This is a genomic window from Marinobacter sp. E2 (genome assembly GCF_055755345.1).
Window position 1 is genome coordinate 1,471,457 of the sequence record NZ_CM146911.1, and the last position, 23,631, is coordinate 1,495,087.

A 23,631-nucleotide genomic window follows, 5' to 3' on the forward strand; every position below is an offset into this window, starting at 1 on the left:
GCGGCTGCCAGGAGGTTTTTGTGGGAAACAGATTTGTATTGATCGCAGTGGCATTGCTGGCTATGGCCGGTTGCAAGGATCGTGTGATCTGGAATGACAACGGCAAGGTGGAGCAGGCAACCACCGATCGCGAGGTCTGGGATTCCAACGGCAAGATGGAAACCGGCGAGCGCAAGATCTGGGTGAACAAGGACGGCGAAGACGTCATCAAGTGATGCAACCTGCCGCCCCGGGGCGGCTTACAAGAAAACCGGGCGAAAAGCCGGGTAGTTAAAATGAGGAGAGAGCGGGCATGGCCTTGAGCCTGACGGTCAACGGAGAACCACGATCGCTGGACGTGGAAGGTGACACCCCACTGCTGTGGGTAGTGCGGGATGAACTGGGGCTCAAGGGCACCAAGTTTGGTTGCGGTGCCGGATTGTGTGGTGCCTGCACCGTGCATCTGAACGGTCAGCCTGTGCGGTCCTGCTCGACGCCGGTGGAAATGGCCGCTGGCGCGGACGTTGTCACCATCGAAGGATTGGGCAGCGAGGATCGGCTTCATGCGCTGCAGCAGGCATGGATCGATCACGGCGTGCCGCAATGCGGTTACTGCCAGTCTGGCCAGATCATGAGTGCCGCTCACCTGCTGGCGACCAATCCGTCGCCCTCCCGGGATGAGATTGTCGCCGCCATGACCGGCAACCTCTGCCGCTGTGGAACCTACTCGCGCATCATCGCGGCGGTCGAATCCGTTGCTGCCGGCAACGCCTCCGACGCAAAGGAGGCGTAACATGATCAATCGCAGAGACTTTCTGAAGGTCAGTGCTGGCGCCTCTGGCGGCCTGGTGGTTGCCATGGCGCTGCCCGGCTGTGCCGGTGTCCAGACCGGTTACCAGGCGGAAACCGGCGAGTGGCGCCCGGATGCATGGCTGGAACTGACTGAAAACGACGAGATCTATTTCACCCTGGCACGGGTGGAAATGGGTCAGGGCACCTACACCGGGCTCACCACGCTGATTGCCGAGGAGCTTGCGGTCGCGCCGGAGCGCATCACGCCCCGTTTTGCACCCGTGGCACCGGAATACCGTAACCCGTTGTACAAACTGCAACTGACCGGCGGCAGTACCAGCGTTGCCACCAGTTGGGAGCCCTTGCGGCTGGCCGGTGCGGAAGTCCGCCTGATGCTGGTCATGGCCGCGGCCCGGATCTGGGAAGTTGATCCCTCCGACTGCGAAGCTCGCAATGGCAGGGTCGTTCACCCTAACGGTATTGATTCGTTGCCGTATGGCAAGCTGGTGAGGCTGGCGGCAACCGAAGTGGTCCGGGGCGATATACCCCTGAAACTGCCCGCCGAGTGGCAATACATCGGCAAGCAGCAGAACCGGCTGGATGCCCATGCCAAATCCACCGGTACCGCCGTCTATGGCATTGATGTCGAGCTGCCAGATATGGTGTACGCCGTGGTCTCCCGTTCGCCCCGGTTTGGCGGGCGAGTAAAAGGTTTTAACGGCGACGAAGTCAGCGGCATGCCGGGCGTGCTCGGCGTGTTTGAGATTGAACGCGGCGTGGCGGTCGTTGCCGACCGATACTGGCGGGCGCGTAAAGCCCAGAAGGTCCTCGCGATCGATTGGGATTACTCGGACGCCCTGTCGCTCTCCAATGACCAGGTGTTTGCATCCTACCGCGAGGCCGCCGACGAGGATCCGGGCGTATCGGAGCGCAGTGAGGGCAGCTTCGAGAACGCCAGCGAATCCGCTGAGCGGGTAGTGGAAGTCGAGTACACGCAGCCCTACCTGGCCCATGCCACCCTGGAGCCGATGAACGCGACCGCCTGGTACCGGAATGGCCAGATCGAAGTCTGGGCGCCGACCCAGGCGCCGGATCTGGGGCGGATTGCCGCCGCCCGGGTGACCGACCTGCGTCCGGACGACGTGACCATTCATACCACCTTTCTCGGCGGCGGCTTCGGTCGACGCCTGACCCAGGACTACATCGAGGAAGTGGCGGCGGTGGCCTACCGGATGGATCGGCCGGTCAAGCTGATCTGGTCGCGGGAGGAAGACACCCGTCACGATGTCTACCGACCGGCCATGCTGCACCGCCTGAAGGCCAGCCTCTCTGGCAAAGAGCTGACCGGATGGCACCACCAGATTGTGGGTCCCCAGATCCTGGACTGGTACGTTCGCAACGCGGCCCCGGCCCAGTACCCCTGGGCACCGAAGTTCATGTACAACACCCTGGGCAAGGTCGGTCTGATGGCAGAGGGCATTGCCACACCCAAGGATCATTCGGCCATCGAGGGGGCCATCGAATACCCGTACGCGGTGGCCAACATTGATGTCCGCCATACCCACACCGACCCCGGCGTTCCCATCTCCTGGTGGCGTTCCGTGGGGTATTCCCACAACGGGTTTGCGGTGGAAACCTTCATGGACGAACTGGCCCATGCCGCCGGCGAAGACCCCTACCGGTTCCGCCGAGGTCTGGTGGCCTCCGAGCCACGGCACCTGGCGGTGCTCGACAGGGCCGCCGAGATGGCGGGCTGGGATCAACCGGCACCCGAGGGAAGGGCGCGAGGCGTTGCACTGGTTCGAAGCTTTGGCACCTACGTGGCCCAGGTGGTGGAGGCCAGTATCGAAAACGGGGCTATCCGGGTGCACAAGGTGGCTTGCGCTGTGGACTGTGGCCAGGTGATCAACCCGCGAATCGTGGTGGACCAGATCGAAGGCGGCATACTGTTCGGTCTGACCGCGGCTCTGTATGGCGAAATCACCTTTACCAATGGCGAAGTCCAGCAAAGCAATTTCCACGACTATCCACTGATGCGTCTGTATGAGCGCCCGGAAGTGGAAGTTGAGATCATCCCGAGCACGGCGCCTCCCACCGGGGTTGGCGAGCCCGGCGTGCCGCCGGTGTTGCCGGCCCTTGGCAATGCACTGTTTGCCCTGACCGGGAAACGGCAGCGTACACTGCCGCTGAAAGCCGATGCCTGAGTTTGTGGGGCAGCCGGGCGGCCACGGGTCCGGTGCCGCAGTGACCGCAGGCCATCTCTCCGTAATTCGGGATGCCCGCCAGTGGCTTGAGGCCGGTCGGCGGGTCTGGTTATGCACCATCGTGGAGACCTGGGGCTCGTCCCCAAGGCCCGTCGGTTCCTGGCTTGCCATCAGTGAAGCAGGCGACTGGAGTGGTTCGGTCTCCGGCGGCTGCCTGGAGGAGGATCTGCTTCGGGGTGTTGCAGATCAGGGCGGCGAGGGGCCTGTGCTGATTGATTACGGCATCACTGACTCGGACCGCGACCAGTTCCAGTTGCCCTGTGGCGGCCGTATCCGCTTGCTGGTGGAGCCGCTGGCCGGAGACGCTTCTCTGGCCCACGTTCGGGAACTGGACGAAGCCTTGTCCCGGCACCGGGCGGTGGTGCGGAGAATCAGCGTTCAGCGCACGCTTGCCCAGGGCGTCGCGCAACTCGACTATCAGCCGGTGAAGGGAAACAGTTCTGTCACCCGGGACGGAGAGCAATTCATCCATGCGTTGCAACCGGAATGCCGCCTGCTGTTGATTGGTGCGGGCGAAGTGGCCCGTTACGTCGCCGAGTTTGCGCTGGCCGCCGATTTTGCCGTCACCCTGTGTGAGCCCAGGGAGGCTTTTGCAGCCGGCTGGAGCCACCACCACATTCCGCTCGACCGCCGACTGCCCGACGATCTGGTTGCGGCGACCTTCAACGACCCGTTCACTGGCGTTCTGGCCCTGGCCCACGATCCGAGGATCGACGATATGGGGCTGCTGGCGGCGCTGCAAACCGGCGCATTCTACGTGGGCGCCATGGGGTCGAAGCGCACCTCGCAGGCGAGGCGGGAGCGGCTGGCATCGCTGGGCCTCGACCAGGCAACCCTGGATCGCCTTCGGGCCCCGATCGGTGTTGATATTCCCAGCAAAACCCCGGCAGAAATTGCCATATCGGTGGTTGCCGACCTGATTGCCGCCCGCCACCATTTGCGACAGGCGGGCGCACCCCTATAATGTCGGCAAATGTGGGTGCCTGAGGCGTTTCGCCGTCAGGGTACCCGTTAACCGGGAGAAAGCCTGTGTTTGATGTGACCCGATACGCCGCTGCCGCCGATGAAATCGTGCAGGCCGGTCGATTTCTCTATCAGCGGGGCTGGTCGCCCGCCACCAGCAGCAATTACTCGGCACGCATAGATGGCGAGCACATTGCCATTACCGTCTCCGGCCGCCATAAGGGACAGCTGGGCGCGGGCGACGTGATGGTGGTGGACCTGGCAGGCCATGCAGTTCAGAGCAACTGCCGCTCTTCGGCCGAAACCCGGTTGCATACCGTGATTTATGAGCTGTTCCCGGATGTCGGCGCTGTGCTTCATACCCACTCGGTGAAGGCCACTGTGCTGAGTCGGTTGATTGAATCCGGGCAGGCACTGGTCCTGGAGGGTTATGAACTGCAAAAGGCGTTTGCCGGCGTTGAGACCCACGAGTCGGTCCTGAGCGTGCCGGTGTTCGAGAACACTCAGGACATTGACGCCCTGGCCGAGGAAACCCGCGAATGGTTCCGGGCCCACCCCGAGCAACCCGGTTACCTCATTCGGGGCCATGGGCTCTATACCTGGGGCAGGACCATGGCTGATTGCCTGCGTCACGTCGAGGCCTTTGAATTCCTGTTTGAATGCGAACTAGAGACCATGAGGGTGCGTCCATGACAACCTTGAGTATTTTTGACCAGAACCGCCCGGAAGCGGCTCACACCGTAACGGAAGACCCGGCAGAAATCCGCGATCTGCTGGCGGCCCAGGGCGTTCGTTTCGAGCAGTGGCCGACCCGGGAGCTGCCGGCGGATGCATCGCCAGACGCTATTCTCGAGGCTTACCAGGAAGAAGTGGCAAGCCTGAAGGACGAGTGTGGGTTCCAGACCGCCGATGTGATCAGTCTGAACCCGGACAACCCGCAGAAAGAGGCCTTCCGCCAGAAATTCCTCGACGAACACACCCACAGCGAGGACGAGGTGCGCTTCTTCGTGCGAGGGCAGGGCCTGTTCTACCTGCACTTCGGGAACGAGGTATACGCCGTGCTGTGCCAGAAAAATGACCTGATCAGCGTGCCCAACGGCACCCGGCACTGGTTCGATATGGGGCCGCAACCCGCCTTTACCTGCATCCGGCTATTCACCAACCCCGAAGGCTGGGTGGCCAGTTTTACCGGTGAAGACATTGCCGGGCGTCTGCCGCGCTACGAAGCCCTGGCAGGGGCGACGGAATGATCCGGGTTATCCTCACCGACATCGAGGGTACCACCAGCTCCATCTCTTTCGTCCACGATGTGCTGTTTCCCTACGCCAGTGAACATCTGCCAGGGTTTGTCCGGCAGCGGCATGGTGACACCCTGGCCGTGTCGGAGCAGCTGGACGCCGTGGCCGAGGTCTCGGGTGTTGATCGGACCGATCTTGAGGGTCTCATTGAAGTGCTCCAGAGCTGGATCCGGGAGGACCGCAAGGAGACGTCCCTGAAGGCGCTGCAAGGTATGGTCTGGGAGCAGGGCTACCAGCAGGGGGAACTCAAAGGACACATCTATCCGGACGCGGCAGACTATCTCCAGCGCTGGCATGATCGGGGGCTGCGCCTGTTCGTATATTCCTCCGGTTCGGTGAAGGCCCAGAAACTGATCTTCGGTTTTACGACAGAAGGCGATTTTACCCCGTTCTTCTCTGGCTACTTCGACACCCGGGTGGGCGGCAAGAAAGAGGTGGCCTCCTACCACAATATCCTGTCCGAACTGGGGGTTGAGGCCAACACGGTCCTGTTCCTGTCGGATGTAGAGGCAGAACTGGAGGCGGCAGAGCAGGCGGGTATGAAGACGGCCTGGCTGGTGCGAGACGGCGACCTGCCGGAAACAGAACGATTTGTAGCCCGTGACTTCGCGGAGGTTGATGCCCTTCTCCAGGCGCGATAGCCACGGCTCCCACGGCCTGCGCAGGAGGAAGCGATGCCCGGTAGCGGGTTCCTGAAAATGTGTCTGCCGGCGATGGCCCTGCTACTGGCCGGCTGTGACCCCTTCTCCGAAGCCCGCCCCATGATGGATGAATACGTGGAGCGGGTGGCCCGGGTTCTGGAAACCGAGCCCCGGTTTTCCGACATTCCTGCTGCCAGCCAGCTGCCCCGTCGCCGGGAGCGAGTACTTGACCTTCCGGACCTGGACATGGGCATGCTGGATTTTCTGTCGCTCTACGGGTGCGAGTTGCAGTACGTCGTAGGCGAGAAGAATTCCGTGATGGGCCGGGTGATGCAGCCGCTGAACCGTCTCAGGTACGAAATCCGCTTTATCCAGACCGCCCGCGAGTGTCTTCCTGATATCGAGGACGAGGACTTTGCTGAAGAACTGAGCGAAGCCATCGGGAGCAAGCTGGACTCTCTTCCCATTGCCCTGTGGAACGCCACCTGGGGTGTAGAGGAGGTGGAAACGCTGTTCACGCTGGCGAAAGGCTATTATCCGGTGGCGGTGGCGGTGGCGGTGGCAGGCGAGGGAAATCCGGTGTCGGATCTGGCCCGGGACATTACCCGTCTGAACGGTGTGGTCGCCGAACTTGAATCCGGTAATCTTGATGTCTCTCTGGACTTTGTAGGCGAGGTTCACCAGCGCTGGCAGGCCGAATATCGTGCCGGGCAGCTGATCAACAGCGCGCGGCTTCTGACGGCCAGGCTGCAGGATGGTACCGCGCTGCTCCGGCAGCGCATCGAGGGGCGACCGCTGTGTCTGAACAGTCAGCCCAACAATCAATCGGATATTGTGCAGAACATGTTCTTCAGCGTTTACATAGGCAAGGTGCAGCCTTACCTGAGCGCTGTATCTCGGGGGCGGGTTGCGCTCATCGAACCGTTCGAGCAGCTGGCGGACCAGCAGGCTGAGGTCATGCCGGAGGCGTTCAGGCCCTGGTACCGGCGCCACCTCTCCCGGACAGGAGCGGGGAGTCTGTGGCAGGCGCTGGATCAGGCCATCGCGGACCACACCCGGGCCTGGCAGGAACTGCTCGGGCAGTGTGGGTTGCGCCCCGGCGGTTGAACGGGCAAGACGCTCAGCGCTGGCTTTCCGGGGTAACCCGCAGAATTTCCTCAACCGTGGTCTGCCCGGCGGCCACCTTCTGCGCACCGCTCAGGCGCAGGGATTTCATACCATCCTTGTAGGCGTCCAGTCGCAGCTGCTCCAGTTCACACTGGTCGGTGATCTGGCGGATCAGAGGTCCGGAGAGCGTCATGATTTCGTAGACGCCGGCCCGGCCCATGTAGCCGGTGTTGCGGCATTCGAGGCAACCCACCGGTTGGTAGAACTGCTTGGGAACCGGCGCCTTCCACGGTCGGGTGAGGGTTTGCCAGGCCTGCTCATCCGCCGGCCCAGGCGCCTTGCAGTAGGGGCACAGGGTTCGCGCCAGACGCTGGGCCATTACTCCGAGCACGGTTGCCCGGATCAGATAGGGCGGAATGCCCAGCTCCATGAGGCGGGTGATGGCACTGGGAGCGTCGTTGGTATGGAGGGTCGAGAGCACCAGATGGCCAGTCAGGGCCGCCTGTACGGCCATTTCGGCGGTTTCCAGGTCGCGGATCTCCCCGATCATGATCACGTCCGGGTCCTGTCTGAGCAGTGCCCGCACGCCAGCCGCAAAGGTGAGATCGATATTGTTCTGCACCTGCATCTGGTTAAAGGCTGGTTCCACCATCTCGATCGGGTCCTCAATGGTGCAGACATTGAGCTCCGGCGAGGCGATCTGCTTCAGAGTAGAGTACAGGGTGGTGGTCTTGCCCGATCCAGTCGGCCCGGTAACCAGCACAATGCCGTGAGGACGGGCTGTGATGTCCTGCCAGCGCTGCTGGTCTTCGCGGCTGAACCCCAGCTGTTCATAGGTTTTCAGCAGCACGTCCGGATCGAAAATCCGCATCACCATTTTTTCGCCGAAGGCGGTGGGCATGGTGGCAAGACGCAGCTCCACCTCGCTGTTGTCCGGTTTGCGGGTCTTGATGCGGCCGTCCTGGGGCTTGCGTTTTTCCGCCACGTTCAGGCGGCCCAGGATCTTCAGGCGACTGGTTACCGCCACGCCCACGTGCTCCGGAAACTCATAGACGTTGTGCAGCACCCCATCAATGCGGAACCGGACCTGAGTGACTGCTCGCCTTGGCTCTATGTGGATGTCCGAGGCCCGCTGGTCAAAGGCGTACTGGAGCAGCCAGTCGACAATCTTGACCACGTGCTGGTCGTTGGCATCGGGGTTTTCATTGGCGCCCAGGTCCAGTAGCTGTTCAAAGTTCTGGCTGCCGGCCTTGCCCGGGCTCTGACCGCCGCTGGCCTTGCTCACCGAGTTGGCCAGCTGATAAAGCTCCACAGTGTATCGGCGTATGTCTTCCGGGTTGGCCACGACCCGCCGGATGTCCTTGCGCACCGCCTGCTGGAGGTTCTGCTCCCAGTCGCTGACAAACGGCTCGGCGCTGGCGATGACTACCTCGTCCCGGGTAATTTCAACGGCCAGGATGCCGTGGCGCTGGGCGAAGGCGTAGGACATTACCCGGGCAATGGCCGGGGTGTCGATCTTCAGCGGGTCGATGTGGTAGTACGGCTGCTGCGCCCAGTCAGCGAGCCATTGAGTGAGGCGATCGAGATCCAGGGTGCGGCCGCTGATCTGGCTGGTCGGGGCAGCAATCGCAACCAGTTCCAGGGGGTGGCGCCTGCCTGCGGTGCCACCGCCAGTCGCTGCACCCAGGTTGCCGGAAATCACGCGCTCGGCATCTTCCTGGCTGATCTCGCCGCTGCTGACAAGGGCGTTACAGATGTCTCGCAGCGTCAGGTTGCGCTGGCCAGGGGCTGGCGGCCGCTGCAGGGTGGCGGACTTGTCTGTTTCTGCCATAGGGCTCGGTTTCCCTGCTCGAATCAATAAAACATCACGCGGTCAGCCTGCGGTTTACCTTGAGGTGAACCATGGCCACAGTGAACAGGAGAAAGGTCAGCACGGTCAGCGCAACCGGGCCAACGGCGCCTTCACTGAGCCAGGCCGAGACCACCGCCTGGGTAAAATAGAAAATCAGAACAAACGACATCCAGATGTAACCGCGATTGTGGCCCCGAACGACCGGGACTGCAAAAGGCAGCAGTGGCAGCAGCTTTACAGACAGCATCAGGGCAATGGAGACACCTTCCACGGGCGCCGGGTAAAACGTGGTGACCAGAAGTGTGACAAGTACGGCCACATAGAGCGCGGTGGCCAGTTGCGCCGTGGTGCGTGCCTTGGGGTTGTTCAGCATGATCATCTTCCGAAAGTAAGTGGGCTCTCAATGTACGTGCAGGGCGCTGGCATCTCTCAGTCTGCCAGTTTCAGCGCCAGTCGGGCCAGTCGCTCACCGAAAGCCTGGCACAGGGTTTTTTCGTCGTCGCTGACTGGCAATTGTTCCCCGGTGCCTGCCCAGTGGCTGGGTCCGTAGGGGGTGCCGCCAGTGTGAGTGTCTCCGAGACTTTTCTCGGTGTAAGGCAGGCCGCAGAGCACCATGCCGTGGTGTAGCAGAGGCACCATCATGGTGAGCAGAGTGCTCTCCTGGCCGCCGTGGAGGCTACCAGTCGATGTGAAGGCGCCAGCCGGCTTGCCTGCGAGGGCGCCGCTCAGCCAGAGATCGCCGGTGGTATCCAGAAAATATTTCAGCGGAGCCGCCATATTACCGAACCGAGTCGGGCTGCCCAGGGCGAGACCAGAGCAGTTGGCCAGTTCCGACCGGGTGGCGTAGGGCGCGCCGGAGTCCGGCACCGCGGGCAGAGAGGCATCGGTGTCCGGCGAGACCGGCGGAACCGACCTCAGCCTGGCCTCGATGCCGCTGACCCGGGCAACGCCCCGGCCAATCTGGCGGGCCAGTTCAGCGGTCTGTCCATTGCGGCTGTAATAAAGCACCAGAATGTAGGGCAATGATTCCGACATGAAGAGTCCTGTGCTGCGATGGTTATAGTGCGGTCTGGCGGAAGTTCAGAGAATGTCGAGCACCTTTTCCGGAGGCCGACCCACCGCTGCCCTGCCGTTGGCCAGGACAATCGGCCGCTCGATCAGTCGGGGCGTTTCAATCATGGCGGCAATCAGCTGTTCGCGGGTGAGTTCGGGGTTATCCAGCCCCAGCTCAAGGTACTCCTTTTCCTTGGTGCGCATCAGTTGTCTGGGTGCCAGTTCCAGCCTGTCCAGAATATCGTTGAGCTCTTGTGCTGTCGGTGGGGTTTCCAGGTAGCGTATAATCTCGGGTTCAATGCCGCGTTCGTGAAGCAACTCAAGGGCTTGGCGGGATTTCGAGCAGCGGGGGTTATGGAAAATCCGGGTGGCTTCTGTCATCGTCTTGCCTGATCAAGTGAGGGGTGCCATGGGTTCGGTGGCCCGTAGTCTAACAGGAGGTATATCGGTGCAGTACCCTGAATGGCCATGTTCCCGTCGCTGGCCGGGCATGCTTGGCGTTTTTCTCCTGGTGGTAGCGCTGGCCGGTTGTGAGAAAATCGAGCTGCAACGGGCAGACGGCCCTCCGATGAACTGGGACAACCTCCGTGGACAATGGGTCCTGGTGAATTACTGGGCAGAGTGGTGCAAGCCGTGCCTGGAGGAAATTCCCGAACTGAACGAAATTGACAAAGCGCCGGACATGACCGTGCTCGGCGTCAACTTTGACGGCGTGAGTGGCGAGGCCCTGACCGCCCTGGGCGGAAAAATGGGCATAGAATTCACCATGCTGGAAAAGGACCCTGGGCCAACATTCGGCTGGAAAATGCCGGTGGCACTGCCGGCCACGTTTATTGTCAATCCCCAGGGTGAGCTGGTGGAAACCCGTTTCGGTCCCCAGACCGAGGACGACATCCGGGCGCTGGTGGGCGGTTGACCACCTTTTCAGAACCAAAGACGCAAGCAGGACTGATCCGACACTATGGCGCAGACATTCGTACATCTTCGAGTCCATTCAGAGTATTCCATGGTGGACGGCCTGGTGCGGGTCAAACCCCTGGTCAATCGCGTGGCAGAGCTGGGCATGCCAGCGGTGGGGCTCACCGAGCAGTCCAACATGTGCTCGCTGGTGCGGTTCTATAAGGCGGCCATGGGCGCGGGTGTCAAACCGATCATCGGTGCCGACCTCTGGCTCGAGAACCCGGATGAGCCTGACAACCCCTTCCGCCTGACGCTGCTGGCCCGCAATAACGACGGCTATCTCAACCTCACGGAAATCATTTCGCTCGGCTATACCGACGGCCAGCGTTTCGGTAAGCCGATTATCCAGCGTGGCTGGCTTGAGGAGAGGGCGCAGGGGCTGATCGCACTCTCTGGCAGCAAACTGGGCGACGTAGGCAAAGCGCTGCTGGCTGGCAAAACAGATCTGGCCAGGGAGCGAGCCCGCTACTGGATGAACCTGTACCCGGACAGCTACTACCTGGAATTGCAGCGTACCGGCCGCGCCGGCGACGAGGACTGCCTGCACCTGAACGTGGAGCTGGCGCAGGCAATGGGCCTTCCGGTGGTGGCCACCAACGATGTGCACTTCCTGGAAGCCGAGGATTTTGAGGCCCATGAGGCCCGGGTCTGCATTGGCGAGAGCCGCACCCTCGACGATCCCCGCCGCGATCGACGCTTCAGCGAACAGCAGTACCTGCGCAGCCCGGAAGAAATGATCGAGCTGTTCAGCGACATCCCGGAGGCCATCGAGAACACCGTGGAGATTGCCCGGCGTTGTTCGGTGAAGGTGCGCATGGGCGAGTATTTCCTGCCCAACTACCCGATCCCCGATGGCATGACCATGGACGAGTACTTCCGGAAGGTCTCCGAGGAGGGCCTGGAGGAGCGCCTCGCCAAATCCCTGAGCAAGGACGATCCGGATTATGAGGCCAAGCGTGAGGCCTACTACAAGCGTCTGAACTTCGAGCTCGACATCATCATCCAGATGGGCTTCCCGGGCTACTTCCTGATCGTGATGGACTTCATCAAGTGGGCCAAGAACAACGGCGTACCGGTAGGCCCTGGCCGGGGTTCCGGTGCCGGTTCCCTGGTGGCCTATGCGCAGTTGATCACCGATCTCGACCCCCTGGAATACGACCTGCTGTTCGAGCGGTTCCTGAACCCGGAACGGGTGTCCATGCCCGACTTCGACGTCGACTTCTGCATGGAGGGACGGGACCGTGTCATCGCCTATGTGGCCGAGAAATACGGCCGGGAGGCGGTCTCTCAGATCATCACCTTCGGTACGATGGCCGCCAAGGCGGTGGTACGTGACGTGGCACGGGTGCAGGGCAAGTCCTACGGTCTGGCGGACAAGCTGTCCAAGATGATCCCGTTCGAACCGGGCATGACCCTTGAAAAGGCCCTGGTGCAAGAGCCCCAGCTGCAGGAGTTTCTCGACCAGGACGAGGAAGCCCAGGAAATCTGGGAGATGGCACTCAAGCTTGAAGGCGTCTGCCGGAACGCGGGCAAGCACGCCGGGGGCGTGGTAATTGCGCCCACCAAGATTACCGACTTCTCGCCGCTGTATTGCGACGACGAGGGCGGCAGCCTGGTCACCCAGTTCGACAAGGGCGACGTTGAGGACGCCGGCCTGGTGAAATTCGACTTCCTGGGTTTGCGGACGCTGACGATCATCGACTGGGCCCTGAAGATGATCAACCCGCGCCGGGAAAAGCGCGGGCTTGAGCCGCTGGATATCAATGCCATCCCCCTGGACGATGTGCCGTCGTTCGACATGCTCAAGAAGGCGGAAACCACGGCGGTCTTCCAGCTGGAATCCCGAGGCATGAAAGACCTGATCCGGCGCCTGCAGCCGGACTCCCTGGAAGACATGATCGCCCTGGTGGCGCTGTTCCGCCCCGGCCCTCTGCAGTCGGGCATGGTGGACGACTTTATCGACCGGAAACACGGTCGCCAGCCGTTGTCCTATCCGCACCCGGACTACCAGTATGAGGGGCTGAAGCCGGTTCTGGAGCCCACTTACGGGGTTATCCTGTACCAGGAGCAGGTCATGCAGATCGCCCAGGTGATGGCGGGCTACACCTTGGGCGGCGCCGACATGCTGCGACGGGCCATGGGTAAGAAAAAACCGGAGGAAATGGCCAAGCAGAAGCAGATCTTCCTGGATGGTTGCGAGAAGAACGGCATCAACAAGACCCTGGCCGAGAACATCTTCGACCTGGTGGAGAAGTTTGCCGGCTACGGCTTCAACAAATCACACTCGGCAGCCTACGCCCTGGTGTCCTACCAGACGCTCTGGCTGAAAGCCCATTACCCGGCCGAATTCATGGCGGCGGTACTGACCGCCGATATGCAGAATACCGACAAGGTGGTCACCCTGGTGGAGGAATGCCGGAACATGGGGCTGGACCTCCTGGTGCCGGATGTCAGCCGCTCGGAGTACACCTTCACGGTCAACGACGAGGGCCAGATTGTCTACGGTCTCGGCGCCATTAAAGGCCTGGGCGAGGGCCCCATCCAGAGCATCGTTGAGGGGCGGGCGGATGGCGAGCCCTACCAGGATATCTTCGATTTCTGTCGCAAGGTGGACCTGAAGAAGGTCAACAAGCGGGCCATGGAGGCGCTGATCCGCTCCGGCGCCATGGACAAACTGGGCCCCGGTCGGGCCCAGTTGATGGCCAGTATCGACAAGGCGGTCCAGCAGGCCGACCAGCAGTCCCGCAACGAGTCTGTGGGCATGATGGACATGTTCGGGGAAATGCTGGAAGCGGGAGAAGATGGTGACCCCTACGAGGACGTGGCCGGTGTGCGCGAATGGCCAGAGAAACAGCGATTGAAGGGCGAGAAGGATACCCTCGGTCTCTATCTGACCGGCCATCCGTTTGACGAATACGAGAAGGAAGTTCGTCGGTTCGTGCGCTCGTCGATTGCCGAGCTCAAGCCGAACAAGTCACCCCAGCGCGTCGCAGGCCTGGTCGTGGCCCAGCGCACCATGAAAACCCGCACCGGCTCCACCATGTGCTTTATTACTCTGGACGACCGCAGCGCCCGGATTGAGGCCACGCTCTTTTCCGAGGCGTTTTTCGAGAACCGCGAACTGCTGCAGTCCGACCAGGTCATCGTGGTGGAGGGGCAGGTCAGCCACGATGATTACTCCGGGCAAATGAAAATGCGCGTCAGCTCGGTCATGGACGTGGGCACCGCGCGCCAGCAGTTCAGCCGTGGCCTGAAGCTGAACCTGCACGCAGACCAGTTGCAGAACGGTTTGCTGGAAAAGCTGGACAATACGCTGAGGCCTTTCCGCTGTGAGGGCAGTCCGGTCTGGATCGAGTACAACAGCCACGAGGCTTCCACGCGGATTGAGCTAGGTGAATCCTGGCGGGTACAGCCCGACGACAACCTGCTGCTGGAGCTGCGTTACCTCGTGGGCGACCAGTCGGTGGAGTTGGTCTATGATTAACCACGTGATTAATTAAAAGTTTGTCAGATAGCGGACTCATACCAATGTCCGCTTTAGCCCCTGATCGGGCACTGCTATCTTTGGTTCAAATTCTGGTTTGGCGGCGCTTTTTCCGCCTGGCAAAAAATGATGGATCATCATGAACCCTAACTATCTGGATTTCGAACAGCCCATTGCCGATCTGGAAGCGAAGATCGAAGAGCTTCGCATGGTGGGCAACGATACCGACATCAACATCACCGATGAAATTACCCGGTTGAAGAAGAAGAGTGTCAGCCTGACCGAGAGCATCTTCGCGAATCTTCAGCCCTGGGACGTGGCCAGGCTCGCCCGTCATCCCCGCAGGCCGTATACCCTCGACTACATCGAGTCCATTTTCGAGGATTTCGACGAGCTTCATGGCGACCGCCGCTACGCGGATGACCAGGCTATTGTGGGTGGTACCGCCCGTCTGGACGACAAGCCAGTTATGGTCATCGGTCACCAGAAAGGTCGTGAGGTCCGTGACAAGGTCAAGCGCAACTTCGGCATGCCAAGGCCCGAGGGCTACCGCAAGGCCCTGCGACTGATGGAAATGGCCGAGCGGTTCAGGATGCCTATCCTCACCTTTATCGACACCCCCGGTGCCTACCCGGGCATCGGTGCCGAGGAACGTGGCCAGAGTGAGGCCATTGCGTTCAATCTGGCGGTCATGTCGCGTCTCAAGACCCCGATTATCTCCACGGTGATCGGGGAAGGCGGCTCCGGCGGTGCACTGGCCATTGGTGTCTGCGACCAGCTGAACATGCTGCAGTATTCCACCTATGCGGTAATTTCCCCGGAGGGTTGTGCTTCGATTCTCTGGAAGAGTGCCGAGTATGCAGCCCAGGCTGCCGAGGCCATGGGGGTTACGGCTGACCGGTTGAGGGATCTCGGGTTGGCGGACAACGTGGTCAAGGAGCCCCTTGGTGGCGCCCATCGCAACCCGGAGAAAATGTCCGAGTCGCTCAAGCAGGTGCTGAGTAAAGGCATTGCGGAGCTCAGCCGACTGCCGCTGGACGAGCTGGTTTCACGCCGATATGAGCGCCTGACCCGCTATGACACCGGGCGCTGAGCCCGGCTCCGGTTTTTCTTGGCCGGAGGCGCTGTGCGCCCCGGTCAGAGCCCTCCCTGCAAATGCCCGTCTTTGGGTCGCGCTCAGCGGTGGCCTGGATTCAACCCTGTTACTTCACCTGGTGGTGCATTGCCACCGTGTTTCGACCGACGTTCGGGCGGTGCACATCAACCATCAGTTGCAACCAAATGCCCCGGAAACCGAGGCGTTCTGTGGTGACCTTTGCTCACGACTCGGGGTGCCGTTGACGGTGCGGCGAGTCGACCTGTCGGCCGCCTCAAGCCGTGGCCGGGCCGGCGGCCTGGAGGAGGCAGCCCGTGAAGCCCGGTATCGGGTATTCGAGGAACTCCTTGAAACCGATGATCTTCTGTTGATGGCACACCATGCGGACGATCAGGCTGAAACCGTTCTGTTCAGGCTACTGCGGGGCACCGGGGTGGCGGGGCTGGCGGGCATGCCCACTGATCGGCCTCTCGGCGCAGGTCGGCTGTTCCGGCCCCTGCTGGCGTTCAACAGAGCAGAGCTGGAGCATTGGGCCCAGGCGGCCGGGATGTCGTGGATCGATGATCCCAGCAACACCGATGAAGGTTTCGACAGGAACTTCCTCCGACATCGCATTCTGCCCGAGCTGCGCGAACGGTGGCCGGGGCTGAACCAGAGACTCTCTCATTCTGCCCGCGCCTGTGCCGAGAGCGACGTGCTTAACCAGACCCTTGCCTCGCTGCAGTGGCGCGACCTCGGGGGGGAGGGTAACCGGATTCCGGTGTCCGGGCTGCTGGAATTGTCGTTGCCGGAGCAGAAAAACCTGATCCGCTGGTGGGCAAAAGAACGAGGGTTTCAGGCGCCGTCTCCGGGCGACTGGCGACAGGTCCTCAGTGACCTGCTGCGGGCCGGGGACGACCGTGAACCGGAGTTCCGGGCCAATGGCTTCAGCCTCCGGAGATTCCGCGGCTGCCTCTATCTGGTTCCAGACCCGCCAGTCTTGCCTGCGGAACCACGGACGCTGAACGCCGGGGAAAGCGTCCACTGGGCCGGATGGCGCATACGTCTGTTACCCGTGGGTACGCCATCCGTGGAATCACCGGCAATACGGATAAGTACGAGGCAGGGCGGGGAACGCGTTCGTTTGCGGCCCGGCGGTACGTCCAGGTCGCTGAAAAAATGGCTGCAGGAGCAGGGGGTGCCACCGTGGGAGAGGGCCCGTCTGCCGCTGGTTTTTGCCGGCGCCGGTGATGCCCCGGAACTGGTCGCGGTTGGCGATCTCTGGTGTTCTGAACAATACTCCGAAGGCGCCCATGCCGCTGGCTGGCGGCTGGTTGTAGAGCGGGAATTTGATTGAGTCAGGGGGGGCTTTCTGGTAGTCTGGCGTCCCATCTTGAGATGACAATCTCCCTCCTTCACCGAACCAGACAATCATGGAATCTGCATGACGCGTTATATTTTCGTCACCGGCGGTGTCGTGTCCTCCCTGGGGAAAGGTATCGCATCGGCTTCTCTGGCTGCGATCCTCGAGGCACGCGGCCTGAAGGTCACCATTCTCAAGCTGGACCCGTACATCAACGTGGACCCCGGCACCATGAGTCCGTTCCAGCACGGTGAGGTATTCGTCACCGAGGATGGCGCCGAGACGGATCTCGACCTGGGCCATTACGAGCGCTTCATTCGAACACCGATGAGCAAGCGCAACAACTTCACCACCGGTCGCGTCTACGAAGAAGTCATCCGCAAGGAGCGCCGGGGCGACTATCTGGGTGGCACCGTTCAGGTCATTCCCCACATCACCGACGAAATCAAGCGGCGTGTGGTTGAAGGTGCGGCCGGAGCCGACGTTGCCCTGATCGAGATCGGCGGCACCGTGGGCGACATCGAGTCGCTGCCGTTCCTGGAAGCCTGCCGCCAGCTCAAGGTTGAGGTTGGCCCCCAGCGTGCCCTGTTCATGCACTTGACGCTGGTTCCGTACATTGCCACGGCCGGTGAGATCAAGACCAAGCCGACCCAGCATTCGGTGAAGGAGATGCGCTCCATCGGCCTGCAGCCGGATATTCTCCTGTGCCGCTCCGAGCACGAGGTGGATGCCAGCTCCCGACGCAAGATCGCCCTGTTCACCAACGTTGAGGAAAGGGCGGTTATTCCGCTGCAGGATGCCAAATCCATCTACGCCATTCCCCGGATGCTGCACGAGCATGGCCTGGACCAGCTGGTTATCGAGCGGTTCAGTCTGGACGCGCGCCCGGCGGACCTCAGCGAGTGGGATGACGTGGTCGAGTCGCTTATGAACCCGGAGCAGGAAGTGACCATTGCCATGGTTGGCAAGTACATGGAACTTCTGGACGCTTACAAGTCCCTGATTGAATCCCTGCTGCACGCCGGAATCAAGACCCGTACCAAGGTTAACATCAACTACATCGATTCCGAGGACATCGAGCGCGATGGCACCGGGGCACTGGAAAGTGCTGACGCCATCCTGGTGCCGGGTGGCTTTGGTGAGCGCGGTGTAGAAGGCAAGATTCGCACCGTTCAGTATGCCCGTGAGAACAAGGTTCCGTACCTCGGTATCTGCCTCGGCATGCAGGTGGCGGTGATCGAATACGCCCGGAATGTCGCCGGCCTGAAGGATGCCCACAGCACCGAGTTCCGCGCCCACACCCCGGAGCCCGTGGTAGGTCTGATTACCGAATGGCTGGATGCCACCGGTGAGCGGGAAGAGCGCACCGAAGAATCGGATCTGGGCGGAACCATGCGCCTCGGCGCCCAGGATTGTGTGCTGACCGAAGGCTCCACCATCGCCAACTGCTACGGCCGGAAAACCATCCGCGAGCGTCACCGCCACCGCTATGAGGTGAACAACCACTTCCTGCCGCGTCTGGAAGAAGCAGGCCTCCAGGTTTCTGGTCGCTCTACCGACGCTCGCCTGGTGGAAGTGGTCGAGGCGCCGAACCATCCTTGGTTTGTGGCCTGCCAGTTCCACCCGGAATTCACTTCCACGCCGCGGGACGGTCATCCGCTGTTCAAAGGCTTTGTTGAGGCGGCGCTGGCCCACAAGAAAGGATCCTGAACATGGCCCAGAGCACGGTAAACGTCGCCGGTATCGAGGTCGCCAACCACAAGCCGTTTGTGCTGTTCGGCGGCATGAATGTGCTGGAATCGCCCGAGCTGGCCATGGAAGTGGCCCAGGCCTACGTGGAAGCCACCGGCAAGCTGGGCATTCCCTATGTTTTCAAGGCCTCGTTCGACAAGGCCAACCGGTCTTCGGTGCATTCCTTCCGGGGACCAGGTCTTGAAAAAGGTCTGCAGATCCTCTCGGACATCAAGAGCAAGTTTGGAGTGCCAATCATTTCCGACGTCCACGAGCCCGCTCAGGCAGCGCCGGCGGCGGAAGTCTGCGACATCATCCAGCTTCCGGCATTTTTGAGCCGCCAGACCGACCTGGTGGTGGCCATGGCGGAAACCGGTGCAGTGATCAACATCAAGAAGGCGCAGTTTCTCGCGCCTCAGGAAATGAAGCACATCATCACCAAGTGCGAGGAAGCCGGTAACGACAAGGTGATCCTCTGCGAGCGGGGCAGCAGCTTCGGGTACAACAACCTGGTGGTGGATATGCTCGGGTTTGGCATCATGAAGGCCATGAACGTGCCGGTGATGTTCGATGTGACCCACTCCCTGCAAATGCCGGGCGGACGGGCGGATTCCGCCGGTGGCAGAAGAGCCCAGGTGACCGACCTGGCTTTGGCGGGCATGTCCCAGGGCCTGGCCGGTCTGTTCCTGGAGGCGCACCCGGACCCAGACAAAGCCAAATGCGACGGTCCCTGTGCGCTGCGACTCAGCCAGCTGGAGCCGTTTCTGCATCGGGTGAAAGCTGTGGATGATCTGGTAAAAAGTTTTAAATCGATCGACACCGCCTGATTGGCGGTGTTTGTTTTTGTTCTGCTTTGGGGGAACCGAGCAGGCGGGGGATGGCTTTCTGAAACACGCTCCTTGCGGCACATCCATGTGTCGCTTGGGCTCCGCCATCCATGGCTCCGCACAGTTTCATAAAGCCATCCCCCGCCTGCTCTCGATCTGACAATTTAGAAACCTTTTTGATTCTGGATAAACGGAGATTCATTGGAATGACCAAGATTGCCAACATCAAAGGCCGTGAGGTTCTTGATTCCCGCGGTAACCCGACTGTCGAAGCCGACGTTATTCTTGAAGACGGCACCATCGGTTCCGCGTGTGCGCCCTCCGGCGCTTCCACCGGCTCTCGTGAAGCCCTGGAGCTGCGTGATGGTGATGCTTCCCGTTACCTTGGCAAGGGTGTTTTGAAGGCGGTGGAAGCAGTTAACACCAAAATTCGTGATGCTCTGGTGGGCAAAGATGCCGCCGACCAGCGTGCCCTGGACCAGATCATGCTGGATCTGGACGGCACCGAGAACAAGGCTAACCTGGGCGCCAACGCCATCCTGGCCGTCTCCCTTGCCGCTGCCAAGGCCGCGGCCATTTCCCTGGGCAAGCCGCTGTACGAGCACATCGCGGACATCAATGGTACCTCCGGCAAGTTCTCCATGCCGGTTCCGATGATGAACATCCTGAACGGCGGTGAGCACGCCGACAACAACGTCGATATCCAGGAGTTCATGGTTCAGCCGGTATCCGCAAAGAACTTCGCGGAAGCCCTGCGGGTCGGCGCCGAGATTTTCCACAGCCTGAAGAAAGTGCTGAAGGCCCAGGGCCTGAACACCGCGGTGGGTGACGAGGGCGGTTTTGCCCCGAACCTGCCGTCCAACGAGGCTGCACTGGCCGTGATCCGGGAAGCGGTGGAAAAAGCCGGTTACAAGCTGGGCACCGACGTCACCCTGGCCCTGGACTGCGCTTCTTCCGAGTTCTACAAGGACGGCCAGTACCAGCTGTCTGGCGAGGGCAAGAGCTTCGATTCCGAGGGCTTTGCCGACTACCTGGCGGGCCTGTGCGAGCGCTATCCGATCGTGTCTATCGAAGATGGCATGGACGAGAGCGACTGGGACGGCTGGAAAGTGCTGACCGACAAGCTCGGTAGCAAGGTGCAGCTGGTGGGTGACGACCTGTTCGTCACCAACACCAGGATCCTGAAGCAGGGTATCGAGAAGGGCGTGGGCAACTCCATCCTGATCAAGTTCAACCAGATCGGCAGCCTGAGCGAGACTCTGGACGCCATCAAGATGGCCCAGGATGCAGGCTTCACCGCGGTGATTTCACACCGTTCCGGTGAAACCGAGGATACCACCATCGCTGATCTGGCAGTGGCCACCTGTGCGGGCCAGATCAAGACCGGTTCCCTTTGCCGTTCGGATCGCGTTGCCAAGTACAACCAGTTGCTGCGCATCGAGGAAGCGCTGGATGGCAAGGCGCCGTACCGCGGCCTGAGCGAGATCAAGGGCCAGGGCTGATCCATCAGGATTGACCGGTTCGGGCAGGGTTCTGGGCCGGTCACCAGATAAAACTGTTATGGCCATCGTGTTCCGAGCGAAAGTTTCGGCACGATGGCCTTTTTGTACAGGCAGTTAGAAGAATTTGTTGCTAATCTACTCTAAGGTCTATACTCAACGTCCGGCGTTGGTATTTTAATTGGCTAATTTTTGAACGGAATCGGTAATGAAGTTGCTCTGGACCATCATGGTGGTTGTCATTCTCCTGCTGCAGGTGCGCCTGTGGGTCGGGGAGGGCAGCTTTGCGCAAGTCTGGGCACTTGAACAGGCCATTGCCGAGCAGAAGGCCGAGAATGCCGAACTGGCCACCCGGAACGAGCGCCTCTACGCCGAGGTTCGCAACCTGCGCAACGAGCAGGGGGCCGTTGAAGAGCGTGCCCGTATGAACCTTGGGCTGATCAGGGAGGACGAAACCTTCTTCCTTGTGGTCGAAAACTGATTGCCTATGACCGCACCCCGCCTCTGGCTCATCGTCCCCGCTGCCGGTATCGGACAGCGCATGGGAGCGGAGCAGCCCAAACAGTATCTCCGTATTGACGAACGTTTTATCCTCGACATCACCCTGTCTCGGGTGATGGACGCAGCACCCTTCGCTGGCTGCATGGTGCCGCTACACCCCGCTGACCGGTGGTGGCCCGATACCGATGCCCGGCATGACAGCCGTATTCAGACCTGCACGGGGGGCTCCGAACGTGCCTGCTCGGTTCTGGCTGCGCTTCGGGCCCTGGCGGAACAGGCGGATGATCGGGACTGGGTGCTGGTCCATGACGCCGCCCGTCCCTGTGTGCACACCGCCGACCTGGCAAACCTGATCGACAGCGTTTACGAACATCCGGTTGGAGGGCTGCTGGCGTCACCGGTGGCCGATACCCTGAAGCGAGCCACTGCCGGGGAGTTACCGGAAGTAGAGTCCACCCTGGACCGCCGGGGATTGTGGCGAGCACTTACCCCGCAGATGTTCCGGTATCGCCCGCTTGTCGACGCGCTCGAAGCCGCGTTGGATGCTGGCGTGGAGGTCACCGATGAATCCTCTGCGATCGAGTTTTCCGGTAACATGCCGGTTCTGGTTGAAGGGCGGCCCGACAACATTAAAATAACCGTACCTGCAGATCTGGCACTGGCCAAGTTTATCCTTGGTCAGTTCTGAGTTGTCCGAATCTCCCCGGAGTATACTATGCGTATTGGTCAGGGCTTTGACGTCCACGCCTTCTGTGAAGGTGATACTGTCACCCTGGGGGGCGTCAAGATCCCCCATTCTCATGGTCTTAAAGCACACTCGGACGGTGACGTACTCCTGCATGCGCTGGCGGATGCCCTGTTGGGCGCGGCTGCACTAGGCGACATCGGCCACCTGTTTCCGGATACCAGTGACGAGTGGGCCGGGGCCGACAGCCGTGATTTGCTGCGCCGGGTGATGGTCCGCATCCGTGAAGAAGGGCTGAGCGTGGTCAACGTCGACTCCACGATCATTGCCCAGGCGCCAAAGATGGCGCCGCACATTGATGCCATCCGTCTCAATATTGCCGAAGATCTCGGTATTCCCGCCAGCCGGGTCAGCGTCAAGGCCACTACAACGGAAAAACTCGGGTTTACCGGCCGCGGTGAGGGGATTGCCTGTCAGGCCATTTGCCTGCTGGAACTGGTGGAGTCGTGAGCCCGTGGCGTCTCGACTGGCCGACGTCCGGTGGTGCTCGTGTGGCACGGGCTCTGCTCAAATGCTCCCCTGAGGATTTTCGCGTTGACGAGGAGCTGCAGCTGCCCGTTCCGGATGCGAATCCCATCGGCGGTGATTCAGTAGCCGGTGCTGGAGAGCATCTCTGTGTGAAACTTCAGAAAACCGGCGACAATACAGAGTATGTCGCCCGGGAACTGGCCAGGATGGCCGGTAGCCGACACTTTGATGTGGGCTTTTGTGGCCTCAAGGACCGACACGCCGTTACCTGCCAGTGGTTCAGCCTGTATCGTCCGGGCGGGGAGTTGCAGGACGCCGAGCTGATTCACGCTATCGGTCAGCGCTGGCCGGTGCTTTCGGCTTGCCGGCAGTCCAGAAAACTGCGCCGGGGCGAGCACAGCGGCAATCACTTTGCGATCACTCTGCGCGACGTACAGGGCTCCCGGATCGAGATTGAGCAGGCTCTGGCCCGCCTTGCCGAGTTCGGCGCTCCCAATTATTTCGGTCCCCAACGCTTCGGGCAGGGGGGCGCCAACCTGGATCGGGCGGTTTCCATGGATCCGTCCGCGATGAATCGTCAGCCAGGTTCCGGCCGAAAACGTCGCGGGCGTGGCAAGCGTGGTGGCAGCGAAGACTCGAAAAACGTATTGTACTTTTCGGCGGCACGTTCCTGGTTGTTCAATGAAGTGCTTGCGGCCCGAGTAATGGACGGCAGCTGGCGCCACGAAGGCGCGACCGGTCCACTGTGGGGAGATGGTGGTACCACGGCCACCGGCGAGACTGGTGCGCTGGAGAGGGAGGTGGTTGCCCGCGCGCCAGAGATGGCAGCCGTGTTTTCGTCAACCCGCATGAAACCCGAACGGCGGCCACTGGCGTTGAAGCCGCAGAAACTGACCTGGCGATGGCTGGCAGACGATTGCCTGGAGCTGGCGTTCTTCCTTACGCCGGGCCAGTACGCGACCACCATGCTGGGTGATCTTTTCGAGCTTGAGGACATGAGCCTCGGCCGACATAACGAATAACAAGGCT

The 23,631-nt window shown here is 61.2% G+C and carries 23 protein-coding genes; 19 read left to right on the top strand and 4 right to left on the bottom strand.

The features are described from left to right. Positions 1-20: 20 nt before the first annotated feature. The 8 genes from AC0J1C_RS06630 (at position 21) to AC0J1C_RS06665 (ending at position 7,044) form a co-directional block, all read left to right on the top strand. Positions 21-215 (top strand): hypothetical protein, encoded by a 195-nt coding sequence (locus AC0J1C_RS06630; RefSeq protein ID WP_375193857.1) that lies wholly within the window; start codon positions 21-23, stop codon positions 213-215. A 77-nt stretch (positions 216-292) separates the two neighbouring features. After that, positions 293-772, top strand: coding sequence for a (2Fe-2S)-binding protein (locus AC0J1C_RS06635; protein WP_473046127.1), 480 nt, complete (start codon positions 293-295; stop codon positions 770-772). 1 nt (position 773) lies between these two features. Next, on the top strand, positions 774-2,975 hold the full coding sequence (locus AC0J1C_RS06640; protein WP_473046128.1) for a molybdopterin cofactor-binding domain-containing protein: 2,202 nt from the start codon (positions 774-776) through the stop codon (positions 2,973-2,975). Then, complete coding sequence (locus AC0J1C_RS06645; RefSeq protein WP_473046129.1) at positions 2,968-3,999, top strand: XdhC family protein; 1,032 nt, start codon at positions 2,968-2,970, stop codon at positions 3,997-3,999. The genes AC0J1C_RS06640 and AC0J1C_RS06645 overlap by 8 nt, the downstream gene beginning before the upstream one ends. A gap of 65 nt (positions 4,000-4,064) precedes the next feature. Continuing rightward, positions 4,065-4,691, top strand: a complete 627-nt coding sequence (locus AC0J1C_RS06650) for a methylthioribulose 1-phosphate dehydratase (RefSeq protein ID WP_473046130.1) — start codon at positions 4,065-4,067, stop codon at positions 4,689-4,691. Further along, complete coding sequence (locus AC0J1C_RS06655; RefSeq protein WP_473046131.1) at positions 4,688-5,248, top strand: 1,2-dihydroxy-3-keto-5-methylthiopentene dioxygenase; 561 nt, start codon at positions 4,688-4,690, stop codon at positions 5,246-5,248. Before AC0J1C_RS06650 ends, AC0J1C_RS06655 begins: the two co-directional genes overlap by 4 nt. Next, the gene (gene mtnC, locus AC0J1C_RS06660; RefSeq protein ID WP_375193840.1) at positions 5,245-5,937 is read left to right on the top strand and encodes an acireductone synthase; all 693 of its coding nucleotides are present in this window, start codon (positions 5,245-5,247) and stop codon (positions 5,935-5,937) included. Before AC0J1C_RS06655 ends, mtnC begins: the two co-directional genes overlap by 4 nt. Positions 5,938-5,970: 33 nt before the next feature. Beyond that, complete coding sequence (locus AC0J1C_RS06665; RefSeq protein ID WP_473046132.1) at positions 5,971-7,044, top strand: DUF3080 domain-containing protein; 1,074 nt, start codon at positions 5,971-5,973, stop codon at positions 7,042-7,044. 13 nt (positions 7,045-7,057) lie between these two features. On the opposite strand, the gene tfpB is transcribed toward AC0J1C_RS06665, so the two are convergent. Genes tfpB through arsC form a run of 4 tightly spaced genes read right to left on the bottom strand, consistent with a single transcriptional unit; the run spans position 7,058 to position 10,330 of the window. Beyond that, on the bottom strand, positions 7,058-8,875 hold the full coding sequence (gene tfpB, locus AC0J1C_RS06670; RefSeq protein ID WP_473046133.1) for a type IV pilus assembly ATPase TfpB: 1,818 nt from the start codon (positions 8,873-8,875) through the stop codon (positions 7,058-7,060). Positions 8,876-8,909: 34 nt separating this feature from the next. Beyond that, complete coding sequence (locus tag AC0J1C_RS06675) at positions 8,910-9,269, bottom strand: DUF2069 domain-containing protein (RefSeq protein WP_473046134.1); 360 nt, start codon at positions 9,267-9,269, stop codon at positions 8,910-8,912. Positions 9,270-9,325: 56 nt separating this feature from the next. After that, a complete protein-coding gene (gene wrbA / locus AC0J1C_RS06680) occupies positions 9,326-9,931 on the bottom strand; it encodes an NAD(P)H:quinone oxidoreductase (protein ID WP_473046135.1) in 606 nt (201 codons plus the stop codon). Positions 9,932-9,976: 45 nt separating this feature from the next. Next, positions 9,977-10,330, bottom strand: a complete 354-nt coding sequence (arsC, locus tag AC0J1C_RS06685) for an arsenate reductase (glutaredoxin) (RefSeq protein WP_375193835.1) — start codon at positions 10,328-10,330, stop codon at positions 9,977-9,979. 109 nt (positions 10,331-10,439) lie between these two features. Between arsC and AC0J1C_RS06690 the strand changes: the two genes are divergently transcribed. The 11 genes from AC0J1C_RS06690 (at position 10,440) to truD (ending at position 23,624) form a co-directional block, all read left to right on the top strand. Beyond that, positions 10,440-10,865, top strand: coding sequence for a TlpA family protein disulfide reductase (locus AC0J1C_RS06690; RefSeq protein WP_375193856.1), 426 nt, complete (start codon positions 10,440-10,442; stop codon positions 10,863-10,865). 45 nt (positions 10,866-10,910) lie between these two features. Further along, on the top strand, positions 10,911-14,393 hold the full coding sequence (dnaE, locus tag AC0J1C_RS06695) for a DNA polymerase III subunit alpha (protein ID WP_473046136.1): 3,483 nt from the start codon (positions 10,911-10,913) through the stop codon (positions 14,391-14,393). A gap of 139 nt (positions 14,394-14,532) precedes the next feature. Further along, complete coding sequence (gene accA, locus AC0J1C_RS06700; protein ID WP_375193833.1) at positions 14,533-15,486, top strand: acetyl-CoA carboxylase carboxyl transferase subunit alpha; 954 nt, start codon at positions 14,533-14,535, stop codon at positions 15,484-15,486. Further along, positions 15,470-16,825, top strand: a complete 1,356-nt coding sequence (tilS, locus tag AC0J1C_RS06705; RefSeq protein WP_473046138.1) for a tRNA lysidine(34) synthetase TilS — start codon at positions 15,470-15,472, stop codon at positions 16,823-16,825. The genes accA and tilS overlap by 17 nt, the downstream gene beginning before the upstream one ends. Before the next feature lie 87 nt (positions 16,826-16,912). Further along, positions 16,913-18,541 carry a CTP synthase gene (locus AC0J1C_RS06710; protein WP_473046139.1) on the top strand — a complete coding sequence of 543 codons (1,629 nt, stop codon included), beginning with the start codon at positions 16,913-16,915 and terminating at the stop codon, positions 18,539-18,541. A gap of 2 nt (positions 18,542-18,543) precedes the next feature. After that, positions 18,544-19,389 carry a 3-deoxy-8-phosphooctulonate synthase gene (gene kdsA / locus AC0J1C_RS06715; RefSeq protein WP_473046141.1) on the top strand — a complete coding sequence of 282 codons (846 nt, stop codon included), beginning with the start codon at positions 18,544-18,546 and terminating at the stop codon, positions 19,387-19,389. A 206-nt stretch (positions 19,390-19,595) separates the two neighbouring features. Further along, on the top strand, positions 19,596-20,891 hold the full coding sequence (eno, locus tag AC0J1C_RS06720; RefSeq protein ID WP_473046142.1) for a phosphopyruvate hydratase: 1,296 nt from the start codon (positions 19,596-19,598) through the stop codon (positions 20,889-20,891). 205 nt (positions 20,892-21,096) lie between these two features. Beyond that, entirely contained in the window at positions 21,097-21,369 is a 273-nt protein-coding gene (locus tag AC0J1C_RS06725) for a septum formation initiator family protein (protein ID WP_375194048.1), read from the top strand. A gap of 6 nt (positions 21,370-21,375) precedes the next feature. Further along, positions 21,376-22,077, top strand: coding sequence for a 2-C-methyl-D-erythritol 4-phosphate cytidylyltransferase (ispD, locus tag AC0J1C_RS06730; RefSeq protein WP_473046143.1), 702 nt, complete (start codon positions 21,376-21,378; stop codon positions 22,075-22,077). Between the two features lie 27 nt (positions 22,078-22,104). After that, on the top strand, positions 22,105-22,584 hold the full coding sequence (gene ispF / locus AC0J1C_RS06735) for a 2-C-methyl-D-erythritol 2,4-cyclodiphosphate synthase (protein WP_473046145.1): 480 nt from the start codon (positions 22,105-22,107) through the stop codon (positions 22,582-22,584). Then, positions 22,581-23,624 carry a tRNA pseudouridine(13) synthase TruD gene (gene truD, locus AC0J1C_RS06740; RefSeq protein WP_473046146.1) on the top strand — a complete coding sequence of 348 codons (1,044 nt, stop codon included), beginning with the start codon at positions 22,581-22,583 and terminating at the stop codon, positions 23,622-23,624. Before ispF ends, truD begins: the two co-directional genes overlap by 4 nt. Positions 23,625-23,631 lie beyond the last annotated feature (7 nt).

What these genes read in the sequence shown, in the direction of transcription:
- AC0J1C_RS06635 (WP_473046127.1), top strand. Translation starts at nt 293, where the DNA reads ATGGCCTTGAGCCTGACGGTCAACGGAGAACCACGATCGCTGGACGTG.
- AC0J1C_RS06640 (WP_473046128.1), top strand. Translation starts at nt 774, where the DNA reads ATGATCAATCGCAGAGACTTTCTGAAGGTCAGTGCTGGCGCCTCTGGC.
- AC0J1C_RS06645 (WP_473046129.1), top strand. Translation starts at nt 2,968, where the DNA reads ATGCCTGAGTTTGTGGGGCAGCCGGGCGGCCACGGGTCCGGTGCCGCA.
- AC0J1C_RS06655 (WP_473046131.1), top strand. Translation starts at nt 4,688, where the DNA reads ATGACAACCTTGAGTATTTTTGACCAGAACCGCCCGGAAGCGGCTCAC.
- mtnC (WP_375193840.1), top strand. Translation starts at nt 5,245, where the DNA reads ATGATCCGGGTTATCCTCACCGACATCGAGGGTACCACCAGCTCCATC.
- AC0J1C_RS06665 (WP_473046132.1), top strand. Translation starts at nt 5,971, where the DNA reads ATGCCCGGTAGCGGGTTCCTGAAAATGTGTCTGCCGGCGATGGCCCTG.
- tfpB (WP_473046133.1), bottom strand. Translation starts at nt 8,875, where the DNA reads ATGGCAGAAACAGACAAGTCCGCCACCCTGCAGCGGCCGCCAGCCCCT.
- AC0J1C_RS06675 (WP_473046134.1), bottom strand. Translation starts at nt 9,269, where the DNA reads ATGCTGAACAACCCCAAGGCACGCACCACGGCGCAACTGGCCACCGCG.
- wrbA (WP_473046135.1), bottom strand. Translation starts at nt 9,931, where the DNA reads ATGTCGGAATCATTGCCCTACATTCTGGTGCTTTATTACAGCCGCAAT.
- arsC (WP_375193835.1), bottom strand. Translation starts at nt 10,330, where the DNA reads ATGACAGAAGCCACCCGGATTTTCCATAACCCCCGCTGCTCGAAATCC.
- AC0J1C_RS06690 (WP_375193856.1), top strand. Translation starts at nt 10,440, where the DNA reads ATGCTTGGCGTTTTTCTCCTGGTGGTAGCGCTGGCCGGTTGTGAGAAA.
- dnaE (WP_473046136.1), top strand. Translation starts at nt 10,911, where the DNA reads ATGGCGCAGACATTCGTACATCTTCGAGTCCATTCAGAGTATTCCATG.
- accA (WP_375193833.1), top strand. Translation starts at nt 14,533, where the DNA reads ATGAACCCTAACTATCTGGATTTCGAACAGCCCATTGCCGATCTGGAA.
- tilS (WP_473046138.1), top strand. Translation starts at nt 15,470, where the DNA reads ATGACACCGGGCGCTGAGCCCGGCTCCGGTTTTTCTTGGCCGGAGGCG.
- AC0J1C_RS06710 (WP_473046139.1), top strand. Translation starts at nt 16,913, where the DNA reads ATGACGCGTTATATTTTCGTCACCGGCGGTGTCGTGTCCTCCCTGGGG.
- kdsA (WP_473046141.1), top strand. Translation starts at nt 18,544, where the DNA reads ATGGCCCAGAGCACGGTAAACGTCGCCGGTATCGAGGTCGCCAACCAC.
- eno (WP_473046142.1), top strand. Translation starts at nt 19,596, where the DNA reads ATGACCAAGATTGCCAACATCAAAGGCCGTGAGGTTCTTGATTCCCGC.
- AC0J1C_RS06725 (WP_375194048.1), top strand. Translation starts at nt 21,097, where the DNA reads ATGAAGTTGCTCTGGACCATCATGGTGGTTGTCATTCTCCTGCTGCAG.
- ispD (WP_473046143.1), top strand. Translation starts at nt 21,376, where the DNA reads ATGACCGCACCCCGCCTCTGGCTCATCGTCCCCGCTGCCGGTATCGGA.
- ispF (WP_473046145.1), top strand. Translation starts at nt 22,105, where the DNA reads ATGCGTATTGGTCAGGGCTTTGACGTCCACGCCTTCTGTGAAGGTGAT.